The sequence below is a fragment of the Aquimarina acroporae genome (genome assembly GCF_023195925.1).
In the GTDB taxonomy this organism is placed as follows: Bacteria; Bacteroidota; Bacteroidia; order Flavobacteriales; family Flavobacteriaceae; genus Aquimarina; species Aquimarina acroporae.
The window spans coordinates 518,065-534,820 of the sequence record NZ_JALPRE010000006.1; the positions used below are offsets into that span (position 1 = coordinate 518,065).

Sequence of the window (16,756 nt, forward strand, 5' to 3'; positions counted from 1 at the left end):
TTAATTTATAATCTGAATTTATTGTTGTTTGTTAAGAAAACAGCGTTAACAAAAAAAAGTTTCCCGTTTTCCCAGAATGACCGAAACAAAGGATTGTCTACCATGTAAATAATGCTTCCGCTACCCATTCTTGCTTCTCCAAAAACCAGAGAATTGTTAAGGCCTTTTAATGCATCTTCACCTGAAAAACCCGAAACATTAATAGGGCTTTCAACATAGGCAACATTGTATCCATTCTTTAAGAACTTATAGGAAGAACTTCCTAGTTTTAAACTAAAATAAGTATCGCTATATCCAAAAGCCATAGGGTGTGAAGGATCTACTTTTGTCTTAAAAATACTACCTGTAATAAAATTTTTGACGCTTTTCTTTTCACGTTGGTCATACGGAGTAAGATTACCTATAGAGTCTTTTTCTTTGTTCTTAGGTTTATGTTTTTCGAGATCGTATCCTTTTTTATTCGAAAAGATGTCGACCGCATTAGCCATTGCTACTATTTTACCTCCAGATTTCACCCAATCTTTTAATTTGGTATGGTGATTTTCGGTAATATTTCCATTATAATATCCATTGGGAAGAATAAGAACATCGTACTTGTTTAGATCTACTCGGCTAAAGTAATCGGTGTCAATAGCGGTAATTGGGAATTTTAGTTGTTGCTCGAAGAAGTACCAAATTTCACCAAAACTTAGTGAGGAAACGTAATCACCTTTAAGTACTGCAATTTTAGGGTTGTTGATAAGTTTAACATCAGGGGAACCAAAATCGACTCCTTTTGTGGCAAAACTAGTTGGAGATGCATATAGTTGTCTATTGTGTTTGTTGGCAATGTCAACTACAATTTGATCATAGTCTTTTGTTTTGCGATTATCACTTTTAGTAATAATTAGACTACCCTTTTTAAATTGATTCTCACGTATTGAAAAATCTTTCTCACTAAATCTAACCTTGATTTTATGTTGAAGTAATTCTGCCATGAAAGCAGCATCATCTATACTATTCCATTTTGAAATGTATCCAGCACCATCAGGAGAAACGATATTGTTTATTGTTTTAGGTTGTTTACTTTCATTAGCAGCAATGAGTGATGTTGAAGCTACAGCATCTAAGCCGTAAGCATGGGGTACACTCCATGCGGTAATGTCATAAGTAAGAGGATTGCTAAGTTTCGCGTCGGGTTCAAATAGCACTTTTACCATTTTGCCTTTGGGTTGGTTCGTGCTTACAACCAAAGCTCCCTTTGCATTGATAGTACTTTGTTTATTTTGCCTAAAATCGAAGCCCGAAACTTTAGTAGCATTGGTGAAGCCGTATTTTATTTCATGGATGTCTAAAAGTTGAGTAAGTGAATTGATCTTGTCACTTTCCCCTTTGAGTATGTAACTTTTGTACTTTAAATTTGAATTAATAAAGAACTTTTTGAATTCAGTGTTTAGTGTCGTAACATTTTTAGAAGAAATTTCAATAGTAGACAATCCTGTAGTGGTATGATGTAGCGCCCGATCTTTGAGTGTAAGTACATAGCCTTCATCGGTTTCAATACCTAATCCGGCTCTACCATGTCCCGCTTGTTCATATGTCATTCCTATAGCTCCCATAAAAGTTGGGTAGGTGTCACCATAACTGGGATAAAGTAAATCAAAGCGTTCTCTAGTAAAGAATAACCATCCTTCTTTATCAAAATATTTAGCATGATTTTTACCAATCTGTGTTTGAAAATCTCTTTGCCAAGGCGTTATAATCTCATGAAAAGGTTCTGCAGCAGGAGCAAAATAGTAAGGTTCGTTTATGCCTTGTTCATGAAAATCAACATGAATATGAGGCATCCATTGATTGTATATTTTTAAACGCTGAGCTGTTTCAACCTGTGTTGCCCAAGCCCAGTCACGATTTAAATCGAAGAGGTAATGATTTGGTCGCCCCCCAGGCCAAGATTCGTTATGTTCGGTAGCCAATTGATCAGTATTATAAGGTGTAGCTTTTACTTGATTATACCAGTTGACATAGCGATCTCTGCCATCTGGATTTACACAGGGATCCATTATGACTACAGTATTTTTTAACCATTCTGTTTTTTTTGTAATGAGTTCATAAACAGTCTGCATAGACGATTCTGTTCCAGAGGCTTCATTACCATGTACGTTATAGCTAAGCCAAACTATTGCAATGTCAGAAGTAGCATTACCTTCTATAATTCCTGCACTTTTTAGATGATCTGTGCGTATGGTTTCTAGATTATTTAAATTTTCTGCAGAAGATATAATGGCATAGGTGAGTGGCCTCCGTTCATTAGTTTTACCATAGTTGGTATAGGTTACTAATGACGAATTTTGTGCTACATGTTTAAAATAGTTTACAACATCTGCGTGTCGAGTAAATTGTTCTCCTATTTCATAGCCTAGAAATTCAACAGGTGATTGTAATTTACTTTGTGAATGGGAAAAAAGTGTTGTGAGTACTAATAGCGAGAAGACTAGTTTTTTCATTGATCTACTAAAAATTTAAATCGAAAAATACCGAGTTAAATTTAGGATATCATCTGTATTAACTAAAATTTAGGATTTGCAATTACAATCTGATGTATATTTAACCTCTCAAAAAAAAGGATTTATGCCCAGTGACTGTATTCCGTTTAGAGAAACGAATTATTTTTCCTCTCTAATTTGTGATTATTTGGATCAAAAAGATTCGCTTCATTCGTACTATAATCATTTTCCAAAAGTACAGAATTTTGCTGCTCAAATAAAAGAGAAACAAGAGTCGTTTTCTATTGAAAATAGAGAGGTGTTGTTTGAGGCGTTACAAAAACAGTATAAAGACTTTCAAGTTTCGGAGACGACGGATGCACATCTTAAGTCATTAGTAAATACTAATACATTTACCGTCACTACTGGTCATCAATTAAACCTTTTTACTGGGCCATTATATTTTTTGTACAAGATTATTTCTACAATTAATCTTACCAAGGTTTTAAAAGAAAATTATCCTGATTATAATTTTGTGCCGGTTTATTGGATGGCTACTGAAGATCATGATTTTGATGAAATAAATTACTTTAATTTATTTGGAAAGAAAATTCAATGGAATAGAGAAGACGGAGGTGCAGTAGGTATTTTTGATACTAAGGGATTGGATAGGGTTTTTGAGGTTTTTTCTTCCGAAATTGGCCCAGGTAGTAATGCAGAATATTTGAAATCACTTTTTAAAGAAGCTTATCTAGGGCATAATTCTCTTGCAGATGCCACAAGATATTTGGCAAATACACTATTTGGTGAATACGGTCTGGTCATTGTTGATGGTGATGATAGTACATTAAAGCAGCTCTTCACTCCTTTTATGAAACGAGAATTGTTAGAAGAGATAGCATATAATCAAATACTGCCCAAAGCTAATACGCTTAAAAAAGAGGGTTACAAGGTTCAGGTTAACCCAAGAGAAATTAATTTATTCTACTTAGCAGATGGTCTGCGTGAACGTATTATAAGAGATGGGGAAAGGTTTGTTGTAAATGAGACCGATATTTCCTGGAGTAAAGATGAATTATTAAATCATCTAGAACTTGAACCACAAAAGTTTAGTCCAAATGCAATAATGCGTCCGCTATATCAAGAGGTGATTTTGCCAAATTTATGTTATATAGGTGGTGGTGGTGAACTAGCATATTGGTTAGAGTTGAAGAGTTATTTTGAAGAAGTTGCAGTTCCCTTTCCGATGCTTCTCTTGCGTAATTCAGTTCTAATACATACCAAAAAACAAGCTGCAAAAATTGAAAAACTCGAAGTTTCTTACAAGGAGTTGTTTTTAAAACAACATGAATTGATTAATAGAAAAGTAAGAAGAATTTCTAATATTGATATTAACTTTGACCCTCAACGGAAACATTTAAAGGAGCAATTTAAGGATATGTATACCTTAGCAGATCAAACGGATGTCACTTTTCTGAATGCTGTAAAAGCACAAGAAATAAAACAGTTAAAAGGACTAGAGGTTTTAGAAAAACGATTGCTTAAAGCACAACGACGAAAGTTGAGTGATCATGTAAAGCGACTCACCGCTATCCAAAATGAGTTATTTCCTAACCAAAGTTTACAAGAGCGTAATAGAAATTTCTCTGAAATATATTTGGAGTACGGAAAAGATTTAATCCCTATGTTAATCGAACACCTAAACCCTTTACAGGGAGAGTTTTTAGTTTTAGAACTGTAATATTGAAAAAGACATTTTAAGGAACGAGATATGAACTTTTCCAATCGTTTCCTTCTTTAGAAAATAGAACGCGAATATGATTTGGGCGTTTAAGTCGTAAGTATTCGATTTTTTGAGGAATTAGTCGTATTGCAGCAAAAAAGTTTCCCTGAGTTAGAAATTCAACGTTCTGGGGGTCTTTAATTTCTTTCCCAGGAGTATATTTTGAAGTGTAGTCTTTTTTAGATTTTTCAGGAATTTGCCCCCAAATAGCTCTTGTTTTTTCGGGATCTTCTATGAGTGTAGCCTTAGCTTCTATCGATAATTGAATTAATCTCTCTTTATCCAGAAAAAGTAAACTTACTATAGCATGCTTATTAATATGAGTTATTTTTTCAGATCTTTTATCGGTATATACGATGAGGTTCGATAGTTGATCTATCTCTCGAAGAACCACAGTTCTCAATCTGGGGGTGCCATTTTCATTTGTAGTAGCTAAGGTAAAATAACGAAAGGGATGTCCTGGAGTTTTGGCAGCTTCCTGAAGGTCACGTATCAAGGAAGAAAAGATGATTTGAGTCATATGTCGTGTAAATAATGATTAAAATTAATCAAAATAGAATAATTGCAAAAGGCATCTAATTTAGATGCCTTTTTCTATGATCAAGAGCTTTGTGTTAATTGTTGCATGTTCCCTCTATATCTTTTGAAATAGTTTCGGTTTCGATTAATCTGTTAATCAAGTTGGTCCCTCTCACAGTAACTTCTATAAAGTCACTTTGTACTTCAGTAATCACACCGGTAAAACTATTGAAAGCAAATTGTGTAGTTATTTCTTCTCCAGTTAGCGGTTTACCATCCTTTTGATATTTTCCTTTTATTCTAAATCTTTTTACATATGGTATCCTTACATTTTCATAAGTTTGGTAAACATCTGCAACAGTGATGGAAGTCCCAGGAGGTACCTCTTGTTTGCGTTCGGTTGAAATTTCTGTAGTTCTAGTTTCTTCAAAAGATCCAGATCGAGAACTCGTAGATGTTCTTGATTTACTGAAGGAATAACTACCGGTTACCGAACTTTTTACAGATCCACCAGCACCAAAAAACTTAGTAGATACTTCCGCTTCAATGGTTACAGAGACAGCATACTCTTGCGTTGTACTCACCGACATAGACTCTTCCCAACCCATTACTTCTTTTGTTTCTAATGATTCAGATCGTCCTATTGTTTGTTCAAGACTACCACTGCTACAGTTTCTCAAGGTACTATTATAGGCTTCAGATGTAGTCGATGGGGGAAGAATGGGATGCGTGAATTTTGAATCTATTGGTTGTATTTCCCAGTCTATGTCAAAGGATAAAATTCTAAAATAAACAGGTTCTGCATTACTAGTCCCTGCATTTAAACGATCATTAATTAGAGTTAATGGATTATTTGTAAATGTAGGTGTGATTGTATATAATCCTGCTGCCACTTTTTCAATTTTGAATTTGTAATTAGGAGGGGTTCCGGTATTATTTCCTCCATTTCTAATTAAGTTTGCTTTGCTTTGAATACGAAGCTCAGAATTTGCCGGCACAATATATAAGTAATGAATGTCATCTCCATTATGCACTGCTATAGTAAAAACTCCCTCTTCACCGGGGACTTCAACAAATCTATAGGTTGTAAAGGTCTCTGTATTCTCAGAATTATAATCTAGATCGGCTAATTTGCTAACTACTATTGGAGTATTGAGTAGTACGGTATTAGGGAACAATACTGAGTTTGGAGCTCCGTAGATTTCTTCGGTATCTGTATTCACAATTTGCATATAATGTTTTACATCTTCCCGTATACTTACTTTGGCGTAACGATCCTCTAAATTATCTGATGACATTTCTTCTTCGGCAGGGTTGGATACAAACGAAAGTTTAGAAATTTCTTTTGTAGATAATTCATTATCATTCTCATCAAATACCTTTATTGTAACAGGTACTCCGTTCTTGAGTTCTGTTTGGGCTTCTTCGGAAAGATTCTCGTTTTTAAAAGATAATGAGGCAATATTGTTGAACTCGTCAAAAACAATTTTTTGACTGTAATCCCCAGAACTTGCTGTTACCTGTATATCGGCAATAGTTGGTTTGTAACCTTTTCTGGCAATACCTCTAGCATTAATGATAATTCCTATTTCACCGGGATCGGTTTCAAATTCTTCCAAATCTATTCCTGGTAATTCTTCAACTTCTGTTGATGGCGGTTGTACTTCATCTCCATCATCCTTGCTGCATCCCCATACGATTAATGTTATGAGAATAAGCATCCTTAAAATTTTTGTGTGAGTTTTCATACTATAAACTGTTATTAATTACTTTGATTTTGACGATCATGTTTTTTTGTTCAAAACAGACCAAGATCTGACTAGAACCAATGTTTCAAAATTGAGGGAGATCTACTAAAAGTAAAAGACCATAAATACCGAAAATGCAAAACCGTGGAAAATACGTGTATGGTAGTGGTAAATCCTTGTTAAGGTATTGGTAATTAGTAAGAAACACTTTTTTTAAGTAGCTTTAAACAAGTGTAATCAATAAAACACATTAACATGGGAAATGCAATCACACAAAACAATGAAAAGTTAGATCCAGCAGCTTATCCACCCACGCGAGAGAAGTGGTGTGAAGAGGATGTTTTACAACTAGCGCATCATTTTCATAAATTGAATAGGGGGCAATATCAGCGAGTGACTTATTTTAAATTAAATCCTTCTGAGTTAAAAAGGTTTAATAAATTTTCTGAAAGGATAGCTAGCATTCGTATTTATCTGGCATTAGAACAAAAATATCGTAAAGAAAAAGTTTCATTTTGTCCTTATCTTCATTTAAATTATGATGAAAAAGATACCCCTGAGAGTCAAGGGGAGAAAATATTTTATCTAACCCCATGCCTAGAGCCTCGACCCAATGAATCCCGATTCAATAGGAAACAATTTACCGAGTCTTTGGTTCCCAAAATTTTTAAAGAGAAAATATGTGCAAATTGGGATAAAGTGGAAATGCACTTAATAGACGACCTGTTTCATTGTTGGGGGGAGGCAAAATCTGAAGAGGGTAATATGCTAGGGACTATGCTTAGAGTAGAATTCTTCATGTTAGATGAGATAGTTCAAGATATTATTCCGGAAAAAGTGGAGGCTATTCATCTTTATCCTGGCATAGACATGAATAAGTTTCAACATGAAGATGAAATTTCTTTTACGCCAGTACTGGGTGTCACTCCTCCTTTGCATCTGAATAGAGAAATGAGTGGAGTAGGTTTGATGGAGTCAAATGATGATGAGACCTATCTGGAGTATTCTAAACCGTGTCCTCCTACATGTCCGTAAATCGTAGTCGTATAAATACTTAATAATGAGTAAAACGCTTTTCAATATTCTAGGAGATATCTCATCTTTTATAGCTCTGTTACCACTATTGGTCGCTGCATTTAAGTTCAAATCTTTGAATAATGTACAGCAGAAGCTTTTGTACATATTAATTGTTATTTTGATTGTAGAATCTATTTCTACCATATTATGGTACCAGAAAATAAATAATTTACCGGTTTATCATTTTTATACGGTAATTGAATTTTTACTAATCATGAATATTTATGTAGGTGAGTTATCTCAAGTGTATTCAAAACAACTTTTTGTATATTTAAGTATAATATTTACTGTCTTTGCTGTTATAAATACTATTTTTTTTCAGAACCTTTTTACATTCAATTCCAACGTCACTACAGCGTTGGGAGTGATTGTAGTTCTTTTTGCGCTAAGTTATTTTTATAAGCTATTAAAAGAGGTTAAATACAGTAGTTTGGAAACGAACCCTATGTTTTGGATCAATTCAGGTTTCTTGATTTATTTTTCGAGTAATTTGATGTTGTTTTTCATTAATAATAATCTGTTTAAGGAGTCTACAGAAGCAAGCTACTTAGTTTGGGGACTCCATGCCGTTGTAAATATTATACTCATTATTTTTTATACCATTGCCGTATGGGTGAATCCGAAGAAGCAATAACATTAAAGATTGTAATGATTGGTATGGGAGTTATTTTTCTTCTTTCCCTGTCTGTGATTATTTTCTTTATTGTATATCAGCGAAGGCTTTTGGCACAGCAAAAAAAGCATCAAAAAATAGCGTCAGAGTATCAAAAGGAACTACTTAGGACATCCATTTTGAGTCAGGAGGAAGAACGTACTAGAATTGCAAAAGAACTTCACGATGACGTAGGGGCTATGTTAACCACGACCAAATTGTATTTCGGGCAAATTACCCCAATTTTACCTCCAGAAGATCTTAATGAAATTATCCATAAAATGGGAGGTTTTTTAGACGATATGATTTATAGCGTAAGAACAATTTCTCAAGACTTAAGACCAGTAGTCTTAGAGAAATTGGGGCTCATTGAGGCAGTTCAGAGCTTGATGCAAACAATCAATGATTCCGGAAAAATCAAAATCAGGTTTTATGATAATACCACTTCTACAATTATGAAATCTAAAGAACTAAATATCTATAGAATTATTCAAGAGTTAATCACTAATACATTAAAACATGCTAAGGCAACATTAATCAATATTACAATGAAGAATGAAAATGAGGCTTTGGTAATTGTATATAGGGATAATGGAATTGGTATAGATCAAAAGAGACTCGTAGAAAGTAAGGGCTTAGGCCTTAAAAATATAGAAAGTCGATTATCGGTAATTTCTGGATATATGGATTTTGTGCACACTTCTCAAGGGTTTGAAGTGAAGATTATTTTGAAATAAGTAAACACATCGAAAAATAAAAGATCATGGAAGAAATAAAATTGGGATTAATAGATGATCATAATTTGTTTAGAGAAGGGATCAAGTTATTACTTAAAAAAATACCGGGTATACAATTGGTTTTAGAGGCCGTTAGCGGTAAAGATTTACTAGTAAAACTTAATGATGTTGTGCCTGATGTAATATTGTTAGATCTTGAAATGGGAGAAATGAATGGCGTAGATACAACTATAAAATTGAAGGAGCTTTATCCAGATATCAAGATTATTATCCTTACGATGCATAAGGAAGAGAGGATGACCTCTTACCTTATGGAAATAGGTGCAAGCGGATATTTGCTAAAGGATACGAATCAACAGGAATTGGAAGAAGCTATACGAGCTGTACATGAAAAAGGAATTTATTTTAACCCTTTTGTCTCTGAAGCTTTGTTGAAGGAACTAAAGAATAAAACCCATAAACCTCCAAAAATTGGGAAGAACTATTATCTAACCTCTAGAGAGTTAGAAGTTCTAGAATTAATTGCAAAAGAATGTACCACTGCCGAAATAGCAGAGCAACTTTTTTTAAGTGCTAGGACCATCGAGGGGCATCGAAAAAATTTAATTAGTAAGTTAGGAGTGAAAAATACTGCTGGATTGATCGTGAAAGCAATAAAAGATAAAATAATTTCGGTCTAGTACATCTAATTTTTTAAATAATATCTAAAATAAGTGCAGTTTTTCTAAAATAGGTATACTAGAATAAAATTATCTGGCTAAGGATTTCAGGGTTACTAATTTAATTTTATTTTTGCCTATGCAAAACAACAAGGTACTTATTCTGGACTTCGGTTCACAGGTTACACAACTTATTGGGCGTCGTGTAAGAGAGCTCAATATATATTCAGAAATACATCCATACAACAAACCTCCAAAAGATATCAATGATTATGGAGCTGTAATATTATCTGGTAGTCCATTGTCGGTTCGAGGAGATAATGTTGCACATCCAGATCTTTCAGAAATACAAGGAAAGAAGCCATTGCTAGGTATTTGTTATGGGGCTCAATACCTTGCGCATTTTGGTGGTGGTCAGGTAGCAGCTTCTAATACGAGGGAATATGGTCGTGCTAATTTGTCATATGTAAATGGTAATGAACTGTTTCAAAACATTTCTGAAGGCTCTCAAGTATGGATGAGTCATAGTGATACTATAAAGGAATTACCCACAAATGGTGTGCTTTTGGCTAGTACGCATGATGTAAAAAATGCGGCGTTCAAAATAAACGGAGAGGATACCTATGCAATTCAATTTCACCCAGAAGTTTATCACTCCAAAGATGGTACCCAATTGTTAAAAAACTTTTTGGTAGATATTGCAGGAGTTGCTCAAGACTGGACTCCAGACTCTTTTGTTGATGAAACCGTTAAAAATCTTAAAGAACAGTTAGGCGATGACAAGGTTGTTCTTGGGTTGTCTGGAGGTGTAGATTCATCTGTAGCGGCAATGTTACTTCATAAAGCCATCGGAAAAAACTTATATTGCATCTTTGTAAATAATGGGTTACTTCGTAAAAATGAGTTTGTAGATGTGTTGGCACAGTACAAGGGAATGGGGTTAAATGTAAAAGGAGTAGATGCTTCGGCACGTTTTTTGGAAGCTCTTGCAGGTGAAAGTGATCCCGAGAAAAAGCGTAAAGCGATCGGACGTGTGTTTATCGAAGTATTTGATGATGAAGCGCATGCAATAGAGGATGTAAAATGGTTAGCACAGGGAACGATCTATCCTGATGTTATAGAAAGTGTTTCTGTTTCTGGAGGCCCTAGTGCAACAATAAAAAGCCATCATAATGTTGGTGGATTACCAGATTATATGAAACTTAAGATCGTTGAGCCTCTTAAAATGTTGTTTAAAGACGAAGTAAGACGAGTAGGGGCTTCTATGGGAATGCATAAGGATTTATTAGGTAGACACCCGTTCCCAGGACCAGGATTAGCGATTCGAATTTTGGGAGATATAACAGCAGAAAAAGTTGCTATTTTACAGGATGTTGATGCAATATTCATAAATGGTCTAAAAGAAAACGGCTTATATGATAAGGTTTGGCAAGCAGGTGCAATTTTATTACCTGTTCAAAGTGTAGGAGTTATGGGAGATGAAAGAACCTATGAGAATTGTGTTGCTTTGAGAGCTGTTGAAAGTACCGATGGGATGACAGCCGATTGGGTAAATTTACCTTATGAGTTTTTGCAAAAAACTTCAAACGCAATAATAAACCGGGTAAAAGGCGTTAATAGAGTAGTATATGATATAAGTTCTAAGCCTCCTGCAACAATTGAGTGGGAATAAAGTATATCTAATTAGTATCTATTTTTTTGAAATTCGGGAAACAAAAAGCTATTTTAAATGAAGAAAATTTTGTTGATTTTTTTGCTGCTCACCATGGCTACAACAGCTTATGCACAGCAATATAAGAGTCATACCGTAGTTAAAGGGGAAAACGTATATCGTATAGCAAAGCGTTATAATACTACTCCAGAAGCTATATACAAAATAAACCCAACCGCAAAAGACGGGATTAAAGAAGGAGAAATTTTGGCCATCCCTGTTACTGATGATCAGGAGTACAAAACTCATGTGGTAGAACAAGGAGATACGGTATATAGTCTTTCAAAAAAATACAATATAACTACAGAAACAATTTACTTGCTTAATCCCGAAGCGGTGAATGGTATTAATGTTGGGCAGGTGTTAAATGTAGGGAAACTTGAAAAAGAAGATCCAACTGCAATTGATGGTGCTCAAGAGCCTGGAAAAGATAACGTCTTAGATAGTCTTAAAGTAGTTCCTGAAGAGCGAAAGATTGTACGCTTTATTACACATAAAGTGAAACGAAAAGAGACATTGTACGGCATATCAAAGAAGTATGATATTACGGTAGAAGATATTAAGAAGCACAATAAAAGGCTATACTCAGAACAGATCAAGAAAAAAGATCGTCTTAGAATACCCGTTTACGAGAAGGGTGCGCCCAAAAACGATATGATTGTTGATAGCGTAGCTTCAAGGATTTCTGCTACGACCAAATACATTGTAAAGCCGAAAGAAACAAAATATGGTATTGCAAGGAGACATGGGATTTCTATTGGGGAATTAGAACAACTTAATCCAAATATGGATCCAGATTTCCCTATCGGCATGGAGATCATTGTTCCTACAACAATTTTTGTGTCACTGCAAGATTCTATACAGCCAGGTTTTCAGTTGTACGAGATTCAACCTAAGGAAACGATGTTTAGTTTGGTTCGTCGATTAGATATCTCTTCGGATTCTTTACTAAAAATGAATCCTTATATCAAAGATGGTTTAAAAGCCGGTATGGTAATAACAATTCCAGAACAAAAAGCCATTGATACGCTATCTATTGATTTTGGACAGGAAAAATATGTAAACTTAGAGAAGAAGTTATATAATTTCAAGCCCAAGAAAATAGCTGTTATGCTTCCTTTTAGTGTTGATACTTTAGATTTTAATGCGAGACAAGGAATAGAAGATTTACTTAAAAATAAACAGAGTTTAAGGATTTCTCTTGATTTATACAGTGGAGTGTTAGTGGCTATAGATTCGGCTAAAACTAAAGGGATTACTACCGAACTTAATGTGTATGATACTCAAAAGAATAAGAATCAGGCGTTTCTTAAGAAATTGATGCGGGAAAATGATTTTGAAGGCACAGATGTAGTCATTGGTCCTTTGTATCAATCGAATTTAGAGATAGTAGCATCAGAGCTTAAAAAATATGATGTTCCGGTATTCTCTCCGGCATCCAGGAGAGAGTCTAGTACTTATGATAATTTTTTTCAAACTCGTCCAACCAATGAAATGTTACAGGAAAAAATCATCTCTTACGTTGAAAAGGATTCTACCGATAAAAACATAATCATTATTGTGCAACAAGGAAAGAAATATGAGGCTATAAAAGAGAAATTGATAGCCAAATTTCCTAATGCCAAAGTAGCAAAAATTGAAGAAGGTAATTATCTGTATGAAGTGCATTTAGGGAAGGTGTTGGTAGAAAATAAACCAAATTGGGTGTTTCTTGAATCGAGTGATGTGGCTATGATAAGCAACGTAATTCCGTTACTAAACGCAAAAGCAGAAAGTCATAAAATTACATTGTTTACTACCGACAAAAATGGAGCCTTTGATGATGATAATATTAAAAATGAACATCTGTCTAGATTACATTTACATTATCCATCTGTGTTCAAGGAATTCGATGAAGATGAGCATGAAGATGAGAATGAAAAGAAAGATAAATCTTCATTTGCTTATAAATACAAAGATAGATTTGGAGTGTATCCAAACACTTGGGCGGTTCGTGGTTTTGATATCGCCTATGATGTTTTAATGCGATTAGGAACAGCAGATGATTTGTTTCATGCCGTTTCAGTAGAAGGAACAACCGAATATGTAGAAAACAAATTCAACTATGCCAAAAAGCCGCTCGGAGGGTATTACAACAAGGCTACTTATTTGGTTAAATTTGGCGATGATCTAAAATTAAGCTTGGTAGAATAATTTTAAAATGTTAAAGTTTATAGGGGCTATCTAGGGTATTCTGCCTTGTGATAAATAAAATTGTGTCTTCCATAGTATAAAACCAGAATTTTATATATATTTGAGAATCTTAAGGTTATCTTAAATCTATACTAATGTTTTCATAGAATAGGATTCCCTTGGCATCATAATTGATGTACTAGTTGTAAGGAATACAAGTGGAAAATTAATTCCAAGTTAAGGTTCTAAATATTATGTATAATTTAAAAATACTCGTATATTAGAATCAAAAAATAAGGCTATTTTGCATTTTGCTCACAGTATTTGCCCCATATTGTGTCTTCAGCGATGTAAAATGGAAGAAAAATAACTTTGGTTGGGCATAATTGTTACAATTATGAGTAAGTACTTTACTATTATTTTATTTTTATTTTTTTCTAATAATAATGGATATGTAGGAAAGTTTTCATACACTGAAAGAAGCGAATTGGATTGGTCTGATTTTAGGGGAAGACCTGAATCTAGCAGTACTTTTGATGCTAGTGTGAATACTGGAATTACTTATCAATGGTCTTATGGGAAAGATGATGGTAATATAGAATTGAACTATCAAGTTGATAGTTTCTGTTATCCCTCTTTGTCTTGGGTTAAACGAGGAAAAATGTCTAGTATGTTACTTTCTCATGAGCAACTACACTTTGATATTTCTGAACTACACGCTCGAATCATGAGAAAAAGATTGAAAGAATATAAAGCTGGAGATAATATTCGTAGAGATCTTAATAAAATGTACAAGTTGGTAGAACGAATGCGTATTAATATGCAGGAAAGATATGATGAAGAAACAGAGCATTCGAGAAATAGTGAAGCACAGAAGAAATGGGAGAAAAAAGTGGAGACCTTAATGTGGTATTATCGTGACTATAAGAAATAGATAATATTTTTTTGATTTTTATGGAGGTTCACTTTCAAAAAGACTTTTTACTAAAATTAGCTCATACCAAAATGCCGTTCGGCAAATATAAAGATAGATATCTTATTGATCTTCCAGAATACTATATCGTATGGTATCATAACAAAGGATTCCCCAAGGGTAAACTGGGCCAACAACTTCAGACGGTATATGAACTCAAAGTAAATGGACTAGAACATCTAATTCGTAATATCCAAAAGTTTTAAATTACATATTAACGAATTCGTATCCAGCTAATTCATTTTTTGTTAAATCGATTTCCTTTTCATTGAGTAGAATTCCATGTTCTACATAAGCTTTTAGATTAGCTAACCAAAATGTCCAGCCATTACTGCAGCCAAAATGAATTTTTAACTTACTTTCATCATCCGTTGGGATATCATATTGAGTTAGTGTAATAATAGTAACGGTGTTTTTTGGTGATAACTGAATAGATACCTTAGAAGATTCGAATGATATCTCAATATGATCTTTCCCGTTGGCGATTATGACTTTTCCTTCTTCTTTTCCATCCCAATTGTGCCATTGCCATAAATAGGTGTCATTTTCTTGAATGTGCTCATCGGGGAGTCTTATTTTTTGGTGCTTATCTCGGTATTCGGCATGTTTTAAAAACCAGGAAGTGATCCCTTGTGAGGTAGCCCATAGCGGATATAATTCCTCTACCGATGCATGGATGTAAATTTTTTTGGTAAAAGAGTTCCATTCTAAATTGTTCATGATGTACATGTTATATTCTATATCTCTAAAAATAATAAAATTATAGCTTTTGAAAGCTAGGTTGTAGTTTTAATATGTTGATAATGAGTATGAAATAAGCATGAGGTCTATTCAAGGCACAAAAAAAGCGCCATGTTTTAATGGCGCTTTTTTTATGTATTATTATTACTTTTTGTTAAGATACAGATTCGGTCACTTTTGAAAATATATCAGCTTCAATTTGATTTTTGGTTAAATCTTCAAAGGTTTCTCTTTTTCGAATTAAATGAGCTTTACCTTCATGCCATAAGACCTCAGCAGGTCTATAGCGAGAGTTATAATTGCTAGCCATTGAAAAGCAATAGGCTCCGGCATTTTTAAAAGCTATGATGTCTCCTTCATTAATTTCAGAAATTCTTCTATTGGTAGCAAACGTATCCGTCTCACATATATATCCAACTACAGAATAAAATCGTTCTCTTCCTTTAGGATTCGAAACATTTATAATTTCGTGATGCGAATTATAAAACATCGGACGGATAAGGTGATTAAAACCACTATCTATTCCTGCAAATACTGTAGAGGTCGTTTGTTTTATAACATTAACTTTCGCTAAAAAATATCCCGAAGCACTAACCAAGAATTTACCAGGTTCAAAACCTAAGGTTAATTCTTTTCCATATTCTTTACAAAACTCGTTGAAACGTTTGCTTAGTTTTTCACCAAACTCTTCAATATTGGTTTCGATATCTCCTTCTTTGTATGGTACTTTAAAACCACTACCAAAATCAATAAAATCTAAGTTTTTGAAATTTTTAGCAGTATCAAATAAGATTTCACTTGCATATAAGAAAACTTCAACATCAAGAATGTCACTTCCTGTGTGCATATGTATACCGTTAATAGTCATTCCTGTATTTTCAACAATCCTTAGAATGTGCGGTATTTGATGAATAGAAATTCCGAACTTACTATCAATATGTCCTACTGAAATTTTACTGTTACCTCCAGCCAAAACATGTGGGTTAATTCTAATGCATACTGGAGTTGTAGGATGTTTAGATCCAAACTGCTCCAGAATAGATAAGTTGTCAATATTAATTTGAACTCCAAGAGCAGAAACCGCTTCTATTTCTTCCAAAGAAACTCCATTTGGAGTAAAGATGATATCTTCTGGTTTTACCCCAGCCTTTAAACCAAGTTGCACTTCTTGTATAGATACTGTGTCTAAACCAGCTCCCAAAGAATTTATTAGCTTTAATATAGATATATTCGAAAGTGCTTTTACTGCATAGTTAAGCTTCACCTGTTTGACTTTTTTGAAAGCGTCGAACAGACGATTGTATTGTGAAATAATCTTTGAGGAGTCATATACATAAACAGGACTCCCGTGCTCTTTAGCTACTGCTAATAAATTTTTATTCTCCATCGTGTCACAATTTAAGCCTACGAAATTATCAATAAAATCAGAGATATTACGATCTAATTATAAAAAAATCTACTTCCTTGGTAGATTTTAAGATTTTTAACTTGTGTTTAAGGGGGATAACAATAGGTTATT

The 16,756-nt window shown here is 34.0% G+C and carries 14 protein-coding genes; 9 read left to right on the forward strand and 5 right to left on the reverse strand.

The features are described 5' to 3' along the window. Positions 1 to 5: 5 nt before the first annotated feature. Positions 6 to 2,486 (reverse strand): M14 family metallopeptidase, encoded by a 2,481-nt coding sequence (locus M0D21_RS10810; RefSeq protein WP_248329300.1) that lies wholly within the window; start codon positions 2,484 to 2,486, stop codon positions 6 to 8. Positions 2,487 to 2,610: 124 nt separating this feature from the next. On the opposite strand from M0D21_RS10810, the gene bshC reads away from it, so the two are divergent. Further along, the gene (gene bshC, locus M0D21_RS10815) at positions 2,611 to 4,206 is read left to right on the forward strand and encodes a bacillithiol biosynthesis cysteine-adding enzyme BshC (RefSeq protein WP_248329473.1); all 1,596 of its coding nucleotides are present in this window, start codon (positions 2,611 to 2,613) and stop codon (positions 4,204 to 4,206) included. Positions 4,207 to 4,222: 16 nt separating this feature from the next. Here bshC and M0D21_RS10820 read toward each other — a convergent pair whose 3' ends face one another. Together M0D21_RS10820 and M0D21_RS10825 are read right to left on the reverse strand one after the other, a co-directional pair. Beyond that, positions 4,223 to 4,768 (reverse strand): pyridoxamine 5'-phosphate oxidase family protein, encoded by a 546-nt coding sequence (locus M0D21_RS10820; protein ID WP_248329302.1) that lies wholly within the window; start codon positions 4,766 to 4,768, stop codon positions 4,223 to 4,225. Between the two features lie 94 nt (positions 4,769 to 4,862). Further along, a complete protein-coding gene (locus M0D21_RS10825; RefSeq protein ID WP_248329304.1) occupies positions 4,863 to 6,515 on the reverse strand; it encodes a hypothetical protein in 1,653 nt (550 codons plus the stop codon). Between the two features lie 255 nt (positions 6,516 to 6,770). On the opposite strand from M0D21_RS10825, the gene M0D21_RS10830 reads away from it, so the two are divergent. The 8 genes from M0D21_RS10830 (at position 6,771) to M0D21_RS10865 (ending at position 14,702) form a co-directional block, all read left to right on the forward strand. Further along, positions 6,771 to 7,550 carry a hypothetical protein gene (locus tag M0D21_RS10830; RefSeq protein WP_248329306.1) on the forward strand — a complete coding sequence of 260 codons (780 nt, stop codon included), beginning with the start codon at positions 6,771 to 6,773 and terminating at the stop codon, positions 7,548 to 7,550. Positions 7,551 to 7,575: 25 nt separating this feature from the next. After that, entirely contained in the window at positions 7,576 to 8,226 is a 651-nt protein-coding gene (locus M0D21_RS10835) for a hypothetical protein (protein ID WP_248329308.1), read from the forward strand. After that, entirely contained in the window at positions 8,202 to 8,981 is a 780-nt protein-coding gene (locus M0D21_RS10840) for a sensor histidine kinase (protein ID WP_248329310.1), read from the forward strand. Before M0D21_RS10835 ends, M0D21_RS10840 begins: the two co-directional genes overlap by 25 nt. A gap of 26 nt (positions 8,982 to 9,007) precedes the next feature. Continuing rightward, the gene (locus M0D21_RS10845) at positions 9,008 to 9,661 is read left to right on the forward strand and encodes a response regulator transcription factor (RefSeq protein WP_248329312.1); all 654 of its coding nucleotides are present in this window, start codon (positions 9,008 to 9,010) and stop codon (positions 9,659 to 9,661) included. Between the two features lie 118 nt (positions 9,662 to 9,779). After that, positions 9,780 to 11,312: a glutamine-hydrolyzing GMP synthase gene (gene guaA, locus M0D21_RS10850; RefSeq protein WP_248329314.1), complete on the forward strand. Its 1,533-nt coding sequence runs from the start codon at positions 9,780 to 9,782 to the stop codon at positions 11,310 to 11,312. A gap of 57 nt (positions 11,313 to 11,369) precedes the next feature. Beyond that, positions 11,370 to 13,544, forward strand: coding sequence for a PBP1 and LysM peptidoglycan-binding domain-containing protein (locus M0D21_RS10855; protein ID WP_248329316.1), 2,175 nt, complete (start codon positions 11,370 to 11,372; stop codon positions 13,542 to 13,544). 376 nt (positions 13,545 to 13,920) lie between these two features. Beyond that, positions 13,921 to 14,457: a DUF922 domain-containing protein gene (locus M0D21_RS10860; protein ID WP_248329318.1), complete on the forward strand. Its 537-nt coding sequence runs from the start codon at positions 13,921 to 13,923 to the stop codon at positions 14,455 to 14,457. A gap of 20 nt (positions 14,458 to 14,477) precedes the next feature. Then, positions 14,478 to 14,702, forward strand: coding sequence for a DUF3820 family protein (locus M0D21_RS10865; RefSeq protein ID WP_248329320.1), 225 nt, complete (start codon positions 14,478 to 14,480; stop codon positions 14,700 to 14,702). A 1-nt stretch (position 14,703) separates the two neighbouring features. On the opposite strand, the gene M0D21_RS10870 is transcribed toward M0D21_RS10865, so the two are convergent. Then, positions 14,704 to 15,216, reverse strand: coding sequence for an SRPBCC family protein (locus tag M0D21_RS10870; protein WP_248329322.1), 513 nt, complete (start codon positions 15,214 to 15,216; stop codon positions 14,704 to 14,706). Positions 15,217 to 15,391: 175 nt separating this feature from the next. After that, positions 15,392 to 16,624 carry a diaminopimelate decarboxylase gene (gene lysA / locus M0D21_RS10875; RefSeq protein ID WP_248329324.1) on the reverse strand — a complete coding sequence of 411 codons (1,233 nt, stop codon included), beginning with the start codon at positions 16,622 to 16,624 and terminating at the stop codon, positions 15,392 to 15,394. Between the last annotated feature and the right edge of the window lie 132 nt (positions 16,625 to 16,756).

Bases quoted from the DNA above. Each gene is read 5' to 3' on its own strand.
- M0D21_RS10810 (WP_248329300.1), bottom strand. From the start codon at position 2,486: ATGAAAAAACTAGTCTTCTCGCTATTAGTACTCACAACACTTTTTTCC.
- bshC (WP_248329473.1), top strand. From the start codon at position 2,611: ATGCCCAGTGACTGTATTCCGTTTAGAGAAACGAATTATTTTTCCTCT.
- M0D21_RS10820 (WP_248329302.1), bottom strand. From the start codon at position 4,768: ATGACTCAAATCATCTTTTCTTCCTTGATACGTGACCTTCAGGAAGCT.
- M0D21_RS10825 (WP_248329304.1), bottom strand. From the start codon at position 6,515: ATGAAAACTCACACAAAAATTTTAAGGATGCTTATTCTCATAACATTA.
- M0D21_RS10830 (WP_248329306.1), top strand. From the start codon at position 6,771: ATGGGAAATGCAATCACACAAAACAATGAAAAGTTAGATCCAGCAGCT.
- M0D21_RS10835 (WP_248329308.1), top strand. From the start codon at position 7,576: ATGAGTAAAACGCTTTTCAATATTCTAGGAGATATCTCATCTTTTATA.
- M0D21_RS10840 (WP_248329310.1), top strand. From the start codon at position 8,202: ATGGGTGAATCCGAAGAAGCAATAACATTAAAGATTGTAATGATTGGT.
- M0D21_RS10845 (WP_248329312.1), top strand. From the start codon at position 9,008: ATGGAAGAAATAAAATTGGGATTAATAGATGATCATAATTTGTTTAGA.
- guaA (WP_248329314.1), top strand. From the start codon at position 9,780: ATGCAAAACAACAAGGTACTTATTCTGGACTTCGGTTCACAGGTTACA.
- M0D21_RS10855 (WP_248329316.1), top strand. From the start codon at position 11,370: ATGAAGAAAATTTTGTTGATTTTTTTGCTGCTCACCATGGCTACAACA.
- M0D21_RS10860 (WP_248329318.1), top strand. From the start codon at position 13,921: ATGAGTAAGTACTTTACTATTATTTTATTTTTATTTTTTTCTAATAAT.
- M0D21_RS10865 (WP_248329320.1), top strand. From the start codon at position 14,478: ATGGAGGTTCACTTTCAAAAAGACTTTTTACTAAAATTAGCTCATACC.
- M0D21_RS10870 (WP_248329322.1), bottom strand. From the start codon at position 15,216: ATGAACAATTTAGAATGGAACTCTTTTACCAAAAAAATTTACATCCAT.
- lysA (WP_248329324.1), bottom strand. From the start codon at position 16,624: ATGGAGAATAAAAATTTATTAGCAGTAGCTAAAGAGCACGGGAGTCCT.